Origin of the sequence: uncultured Arenimonas sp. (genome assembly GCF_963976025.1) — a bacterium.
In the GTDB taxonomy this organism is placed as follows: Bacteria; Pseudomonadota; Gammaproteobacteria; order Xanthomonadales; family Xanthomonadaceae; genus Arenimonas.
Genome location: NZ_CAXBJS010000130.1, coordinates 1 through 7,431, shown reverse-complemented (window position 1 = coordinate 7,431; position 7,431 = coordinate 1). Strand labels below are relative to the sequence as shown.

Annotated in this window: 7 protein-coding genes; 1 reads left to right on the top strand and 6 read right to left on the bottom strand. The window is 68.8% G+C overall.

Annotated features, from left to right (window positions below):
- A partial coding sequence (locus AACZ35_RS10390) for a hypothetical protein (protein ID WP_339828895.1) occupies nt 1-1,104 on the top strand: 1,104 nt, incomplete at its 5' end.
- Here the strand turns inward: AACZ35_RS10390 and AACZ35_RS10385 are convergent.
- The 6 genes from AACZ35_RS10385 to AACZ35_RS10360 all read right to left on the bottom strand — a co-directional run.
- Complete coding sequence (locus AACZ35_RS10385) at nt 1,072-2,124, bottom strand: M48 family metallopeptidase (RefSeq protein WP_339828892.1); 1,053 nt, start codon at nt 2,122-2,124, stop codon at nt 1,072-1,074. The genes AACZ35_RS10390 and AACZ35_RS10385 overlap by 33 nt on opposite strands.
- Complete coding sequence (locus tag AACZ35_RS10380) at nt 2,121-3,263, bottom strand: YjgN family protein (protein WP_339828891.1); 1,143 nt, start codon at nt 3,261-3,263, stop codon at nt 2,121-2,123. The genes AACZ35_RS10385 and AACZ35_RS10380 overlap by 4 nt, the downstream gene beginning before the upstream one ends.
- A gap of 80 nt (nt 3,264-3,343) precedes the next feature.
- The gene (locus AACZ35_RS10375; RefSeq protein WP_339828887.1) at nt 3,344-3,724 is read right to left on the bottom strand and encodes a GtrA family protein; all 381 of its coding nucleotides are present in this window, start codon (nt 3,722-3,724) and stop codon (nt 3,344-3,346) included.
- A 7-nt stretch (nt 3,725-3,731) separates the two neighbouring features.
- Nucleotides 3,732-4,367, bottom strand: coding sequence for a CoA transferase subunit B (locus tag AACZ35_RS10370; protein WP_339828884.1), 636 nt, complete (start codon nt 4,365-4,367; stop codon nt 3,732-3,734).
- Nucleotides 4,367-5,077, bottom strand: a complete 711-nt coding sequence (locus AACZ35_RS10365; protein ID WP_339828881.1) for a CoA transferase subunit A — start codon at nt 5,075-5,077, stop codon at nt 4,367-4,369. The genes AACZ35_RS10370 and AACZ35_RS10365 overlap by 1 nt, the downstream gene beginning before the upstream one ends.
- Before the next feature lie 80 nt (nt 5,078-5,157).
- A partial coding sequence (locus tag AACZ35_RS10360; RefSeq protein WP_339828878.1) for a class I SAM-dependent methyltransferase occupies nt 5,158-7,431 on the bottom strand: 2,274 nt, incomplete at its 5' end.

Sequence of the window (7,431 nt, the reverse complement as noted above, 5' to 3'; positions counted from 1 at the left end):
GCCTCGCCGGGCTGGCTGGAAGAACGCATCGACGGCCTGGTCGCGCGCCGCCGCCATGCCGAAGTGGACGACGATGCCCAGCCCGCCGCCGACGGCAAGGTCAACGCCTCGCCCGCCGCGCTGAACTGGAAGGGCCGCGCCATCGCCCGCCTCCGCCGCGCGACCGACACCCTGTGTTTTCCCGACGGCCGCGCGCTGTGGGTGCGCGATGCCATCAGGCAGCTCGACGCCCTGTGCGAGAGCCAGCGCCCCGACGTCGCCCTGGTGATGCACGAACCCGCGGCCTCGCTGCTGGTGGGCCGCCACCTGGGCAAACGCGGCATTCCCTGGCTGGCCGACATCGCCGACCCGGTGCTGGCGCCGTACACGCCCTGGCACTGGCGCGGCCGCGCTGCCCGCCTGGAAGCCGCAGCCCTGCACGAAGCCGGCGCCGCCAGCGCCACCAACCCGGCCACGGTCGAACTGCTGGCTAAGCGGCACGGGCCGCTGTCCAGGCCCATGGTGGTGCTGCCCCAGGGCTTCACGCCGATGCCGGCGGTGCCGATGCCCGGCGGCGACACGCTGCGCCTGGTTTACACCGGTCGCTTTTATCCCTTCCGCGATCCGGCGCCGTTGCTGGCCGCCGTTGCCGCCACGCCCGGCGTCGAACTGGTGATCGCCGGCCCGGAAATGCCCGATGCCGTGCTCGCCGCGGCGCAGCGACACCCCGATGCCATCCGCCTGGCCGGCGAACTCGGCCACCGCGATGCCCTGGCCCTGCAGATGACCGCCGACGTGCTGGTCAGCGTCGGCAATGCCGGCACCGCGCAGGCGCCGGGCAAGGTGCAGGAGTATTTCGGCGCCGCGCGGCCGCTGCTGCATGTCTTCCATGACGCCGGCGACCCGGCGCCGGCGCTGGTGCGCGGCACCGGCCGCGGCCTGGCCTGCCCGGCGCGCGCGGACGAGGTGGCGTCGGCGCTGCGCGAACTGCTGGCGCTAAAGCGCGCGGGCGAACTCGCGACCCGCTTCGACCTTTCCGCCGACGCGGTGCACGACTACCGCTGGGACGCGATCGCCGGGCGCCTGGCCGCCCTACTCGCCGGCCTGGTCGGCGCCGGGCGCTGATTCCGCCGCCTGCCGCGCCGCTTCGATGCGTTCGGCGCTGGGCGGGTGCGAGGACAAATAGCCCACCGGGCCCATGCCGGCGTCGATCTTTCCGTCCAGGGTCATGCGCGACATGATGCGGGCGAAGGCTTCCGACGAATAACCCTGCTGCGTGAGCAATGCGAAAGCGAACACGTCGGCCTCGCGCTCATGGCCGCGCGAAAAACCTTGTTCAACCAGCAGCACCGGCAGCGACACCGACAGCGCGCCGGTGCCCGACACATCGCCGAACAGGAAACCCACCACCACCAGCATCGCCGACTTTTCCAGCGCCCGGCGCAGGCCATGGCGGTGTTCGTGGTGGCCGGCTTCATGCGCCAGCACCGCCAGCAGTTCCTCGTCGTCCTGGGCCAGCGTGACCAGCTGGTCGGTCATCACCACCTGGCCGTTGGGCAGCACGAAGGCGTTCGGGCCCAGGCCCGGGGCGTGGCGGAAGTCCAGCCGAAGGCCGTCGGCGCGCGGCAGGCCGCGGGTCATTTCGTGGAAACGCAGCTGCAGCGATTCGCGGCGCGGGGCCGGCAAGCGGGTCGGTTCCAGCAAGTGCCCGTCGAGCAGCGACAGCGCCTGCTTGGAAATCGTGTGTTCGATCGCCGGTGGCACCAGCGGCGCGACCTCGCGCGCCATCCAGGGCAGGCCCAGCTGGAAGAAGCCCCACACACCCAGCACCAGCGACAGCGTCGATGCCAGCACCGCGGCGCGGCGGCGTTCAAGCCAGTCCACGCCGGCCTCGATGCGGCTGCGCGGGGGCAGCCACTGGTCAAGCAGCTCGGCGTCCTCCACTTCCAGATGCGCGCCGTCGTCGAAACGCAGCTGCCTGGCCAGACGGCCCAGCCTCGGACTGAGCCTGGCCGTGGTCGCGTCGAACTCGCGCACCATGTCGCCGGCGACGACGCGCAGCTTCCCGGGCGACGGCGAGTCCAGCCGCGCCGGCTGGCCGCGGCTGCTGCGGCCGTCGTACCAGGTGCCGTGCAGTTCGCTCACAGGCCGATGCCCACGTCCAGGTCCAGCGCGTCCACGAGTTCGGCGCTGGCCGCGCCTTCGGCGCGTTCGGCCTCGGCCACGAATTCATCCAGGTCGCCCAGGGCCAGCAGCTCGAAATGCGCCGCGCGGTATTTCGCCAGCCGCACCATCGCCCAGGGCACGGCCAGGCCCAGGGTGCACAGGATGGCCACGCCGTTGCTGAGGTAGATCCAGATGATGTCGCGCGCGCGCAGCGTGCAGGCGAAACGGTGCGGGCCCAGGCGGGTATTTCCCCACATCAGGTTGGTGTAGCGCGTGCGCAGGAACACCGGCAGCACCAGCAGCGCCAGGTAAACCACCGCCACCGGCAGCATCACCGCCAGCATCACGTCGTTCGGCGCCGATTCGCCGCCGCTGCGCGAGCCTTCCAGGAACCAGGCGGCGCCGAACACTGCCAGCAACATCACGAAATAGGCGACAAAACCCGCGCCCAGGCAGATCGCGAACGGAATGTAATACGGGCCCAGTTCGCCCTGGAAGCCAAAACGCAGGCCGCCGAAACGATGCCCCGTGACGATGTATTCCTGCTGGTGCTTGCGCACCCACGGCAGCAGCATGTACATGGTCGGGATCATCAGCAGCGGCCGGAACATGAAGTTCAGGTAGGCATCATCGACGCCGTTGACGAAGCGAAAACGCATGCCGCGCCAGGCCGAATAACGCGCCCGGAAACGCAGGGCCCGCTGAAGCAGCCAGGGCAGCAGCAGCAACACCGCGAACACCAGCGGGAAATACACCACCAAAAAACCGAAGTGGGCGCTGATACCCATCGCGATCACCACGGCATAGGCAATCAGCCGGCCCTTGAGGATCTGCATCGGCAGCGCCAGGTATTCGAAGGGCGTGCCGTCGATGCGGGTATTGCCGTAGAAGTAGCGCTCGGTGCGCACCTTGGCCCAGGCCGAATAGATGCCCAGGGTCAGCAGCGTCAGCACGACGTTGACTATCCAGATGCCGAAGTATTCCCCGGCCCGGCCGGTGAACTGAACCGGCAGCCGGCGCGGCTCGTGCGGCGGCGGCTGGGCCGGAAGCGCCGGCGGCTGCGCGGGCGGCTCGACAGGCGCCGCATCCAGCGGCGCCAGGACATCTTCAGCAGACATGGTTTCCCCGATCGTCCCGGCTCCCCTGCCGGCTACCCGAATTTACCGGGCGTGTCCCGATGGGGCCAGTAGGAAGTTTCTTACCGGTAAATCCAGTATTTGGCGGCGAGGAATCCCAGCGCCGCCAGCACCGCATCCACCAACGGCTTGCCCAGCCACGCGGCGTGCAAACCATGCAGCTGGTCCAGGCCCATCACCGCCAGCGTGCTCAGCACGCTCATGGCCAACCAGAACAGCACGTAGCGCAGTAGTCGCCGCCGCCCCAGCCGCGGTGGCTCGCCGGGTTTTGCGAAGGTGAAGCGGCCATTGGCCCAGAAGCCGAGGCTGGCGCCAGCGACGCGGCCGACCAGGTTGGCCGGCAGCACCGCCACGCCCAGCGCCGTCAGGGCCACGAAGCAGGCCCAGTCCAGCAGCAGCTGCAGGCCGCCGACCAGGCCGAAGCCGACGACCTGGCGGATCATCGTGGGCTCAGGCCGCCGCGGTGAACGGCACGCCGGTCTTGCCGCGCAGCTCGTCTTCGCTGACGCCCGGGGCGGTTTCCACCAGCACCAGGCCGTCGGCGGTGACGTCCATCACGGCCAGGTCGGTGATGATGCGGTCGACCACGCCGACGCCCGTAAGCGGGAGCGTGCACTGCGGCAGGATCTTGGGCTCGCCGTTCTTGGTGCAGTGTTCCATCAGCACCACCACGCGCTTGACGCCGGCCACCAGGTCCATCGCGCCGCCCATGCCCTTGACCATCTTGCCGGGCACCATCCAGTTGGCCAGGTCGCCCTGGTCGGTGACTTCCATCGCGCCCAGGATCGCCAGGTCGATGTGGCCACCGCGGATCATCGCGAAGCTGTCGTGGCTGCCGAAGTAGCTGGCGCCGGCGCGGGCGGTGACGGTCTGCTTGCCGGCGTTGATCAGGTCGGCGTCGACTTCGTCTTCGGCCGGGAACGGGCCGATGCCCAGCAGGCCGTTTTCCGACTGCAGCCAGACATCCACGCCTTCGGGGATGTGGTTGGCGACCAGGGTCGGCAGGCCGATGCCCAGGTTCACGTAGGCGCCGTCGGTGAGTTCGGCGGCAGCGCGCATCGCCATTTCGTCGCGGGTCCAGGCCATCAGTTCGCTCCTCGCACGGTGCGCTGTTCGATGCGCTTCTCGGGGGTCGGGTTATGCACGATGCGGTCGACGTAAATGCCGGGCAGGTGCACGTGGTCGGGGTCGATGGCGCCGACCTCGACGATTTCCTCGACTTCGGCCACGCAGACCTTGCCGGCCATGGCGCAGGCCGGGTTGAAGTTGCGCGCGGTCTTGCGGAACACCAGGTTGCCGGCCTTGTCGGCCTTCCAGGCCTTCACCAGCGACACGTCGGCGGTGAGCGCGGTTTCGAGCACGTAGTGCTTGCCGTTGAATTCGCGGGTTTCCTTGCCCTCGGCGACCACGGTGCCGTAGCCGGTGGCGGTGAAGAAGGCCGGGATGCCGGCGCCGCCGGCGCGCAGGCGCTCGGCCAGGGTGCCCTGCGGATTGAATTCAAGCTGCAGTTCGTTGGCCAGGAACTGGCGGGCGAATTCCTTGTTCTCGCCCACGTAGGACGAAATCATCTTGCTGATCTGCCGGGTTTCCAGCAGCTGGCCCAGGCCGAAGCCATCGACGCCGGCGTTGTTGGAGATGGCGGTCAGGTTCTTCACGCCCGAATCGCGCAGGGCGGCGATCAGCGCCTCGGGAATGCCGCACAGGCCGAAGCCGCCGACGGCCAGCGTCTGCCCGTCGGCCACCAGGCCGTCGAGCGCGGACCGGGCGTCCGGGTAAAGCTTGGAAGCACGCGTCATGGGAGTCCTCGGGGGGTCTGGAAACGGCCATTCTACCGACTGTGGCGCCGGGGCCGGGATCGTACTTTAGGGACCTCGGCTCAGGGCGCCGACGCGGGCAGGTGCATCAAGTCGCGCTTGGCCCGCCAGGTACCGTTGAGCGAGGTGCCCCGGCCGCCCTCGAGCCAGTGCCGGGCCTCGGCGCGCACCGCGTCGCGCAGCAGGGCGCGGTCGGCTTCGTTGTCGAGGTCGAAGTTACCCGCATAGGCCGAATCCACCAGTCGCCAAAGGAAACAATCGCGCAAGTGCACGTCCAGCGGCAGGAAATGCCGGCCCAACTGCGCCTCGATGTCCTCGCTGCGGATACCTTCGAAACAGCCTCGGGAATAGTCCAGCTCGGGCACCCGGGCGTCCACCTGGCCGGTATTGGCATTGCGGCGTTTGTCTTCGCTCCAACGGCTGAACACCTCGTTGGCCGCCTTGGCGGCATCGGGCCACAGCCGGTTGCCATTGCGGCCCACCTGCTCACCAATCAGCCAAAACTCCCCGCCCGGCGCCAGCATCGCGGCGATGGCGGCCAGCACCCGTTCCAGCTCCACGATGTGGTGCAGGCCTGAGGTGATGTTGATGACGTCGAACTCTCCCAGGCCCGGGCCGATGTCGTTGACGCTGCCCAGCACCCGATCCACCTCGACGCCGGGCGGCATGTCGGCGCCGGCGCGCTCAAGCATGCTGGCATTCACATCCACGAGACACAGGCGTACCGGTACGCCGGCATGTTCGAGCAGGAACCGTTCGATGGCTGCATGGCCGGCGCACAGGGCGAGCATGCGCAGAGGTTGCTCGGGGCGGCGTGACTGCAGCTCCCGGATCCGGGCAGCGAAGTTCGGCGCGGGCACAGGCAACAGGCACTGCAACAGGCGGTGCGTATAGGAAAAGGCGTTCTCGCCCGGCCTGGCTGGCTCGTCGCCCAGCCGTTCGAACCATGCCGACTCGTCCGGCGCCGGGATGTACGCCGCATCGCTGGGAAGCCGTCGCACCCCGGGAATGGGCGCTGCACCGGAGGACGCACCTCTCTTGCGGTCCGCGTAGAAATCACTGTCATAGGCGCCCGCGAAATGCGCCAGTTCATTGGCCATACGCCAGTCCGCGTGCGAGCGGGCGCGCAGCAGGGGCAGCCGGTCGAAACGGCCGACCGCCCAGTCCAGCACGGCCAGCCAGTCCTTGTTGCCCGATTCAAGCGGGCCCGGGCCGCAGCGCAGTTCCAGGCGGAAACGTTCGCCTTCGCGCAGCGGCAAGGGCACCACCAGCGCGGCTTCGCCGATGCCGGGCGTGAGGTTGTCCAGGGTCCAGCTCAGCAGCTTTTTTTCACCACCGGCCTCGGTGCGCAGCCACAGGTCGGCCGTCAGGCCATCGTCGCTGATTTCCGGAAGGCCGCGGGCCAGCGTCAGCGCGGTCTGGGTGTCCGCCTCGGCTTCCATCCAGGGCGTGCGCAGCGTCTCGCCGGCAATGATCAGGTGCGCGCGGGTGAGTTCGGGCGCATGCGTCAACTGCTGCCAGCGCGGCGAAAGCTCCACCCGCGCGTCCAGCTCGGCCTCGCCGTCGTCCTGGAGCACGAACTCCCTCGCACCCCGCCGGGTCGCGGTGCCCGCCCTTGCCACCACGGGCAGGGACCAATGGCAGGGCCAGTGCACGCCAATCTCCGGCAAATCCTCGTCGGCGATGCGCACATCGGTGAAGCCGGCAGCGCGCAGTTCCGCAAGTAGTGACTCGCGCGAGAACAGGCGCATTTCCAGCGTGCTGCCGGGTCCGCCGTGGAAGACCAGGTCTTCGAACACTTCTTCAACACCGTCTCGGCGCTGGTTGCGCAGTCGAAAGCCAGTGAACTTGTCGCCTTCCAGACACCATTTGTAAAGGTCGGGGAAATGTTCGCGCGTGTGCGCGAACTCCAGGGCGTACGGCACCGTCATCACCAGCAGGCCGCCCGGCTTGAGCAGCCGACGTGCGCCGTCGAAGGCGCGCGAAACCGGCGCAAGCACGTGCTCGAAAACCTCCGAGGACAGTACGAAATCGCAGGTTCCGGCCAGGTCGTCGCCTACCTGCGTGATGTCGAGCCGGGGTTCCTGGTGGTAGTAGGTGTTGGTGTAGTCCACGACGCGGGCCAGGCGAGTGGCGTATTCACCCTGATCACTGAGCCCGATGCCCCGGATGTCCTTGCGCATGGGCAGCTCGACCAGCGGCCGCAGTTCGCCGAACAGTTCGCGGGTGAGCAGGCCGATGATAGAGCGCACGCGCAGGGTGGAGCCGCAGCCGTCGCAGCTGGGTGTTTCGCGCTCGAGCCGGTCGCGCGGGCAGGTATTGTCGCGGCCGCATAT

Bases quoted from the DNA above. Each gene is read 5' to 3' on its own strand.
- AACZ35_RS10365 (WP_339828881.1), bottom strand. From the start codon at position 5,077: ATGACGCGTGCTTCCAAGCTTTACCCGGACGCCCGGTCCGCGCTCGAC.
- AACZ35_RS10380 (WP_339828891.1), bottom strand. From the start codon at position 3,263: ATGTCTGCTGAAGATGTCCTGGCGCCGCTGGATGCGGCGCCTGTCGAG.
- AACZ35_RS10375 (WP_339828887.1), bottom strand. From the start codon at position 3,724: ATGATCCGCCAGGTCGTCGGCTTCGGCCTGGTCGGCGGCCTGCAGCTG.
- AACZ35_RS10370 (WP_339828884.1), bottom strand. From the start codon at position 4,367: ATGGCCTGGACCCGCGACGAAATGGCGATGCGCGCTGCCGCCGAACTC.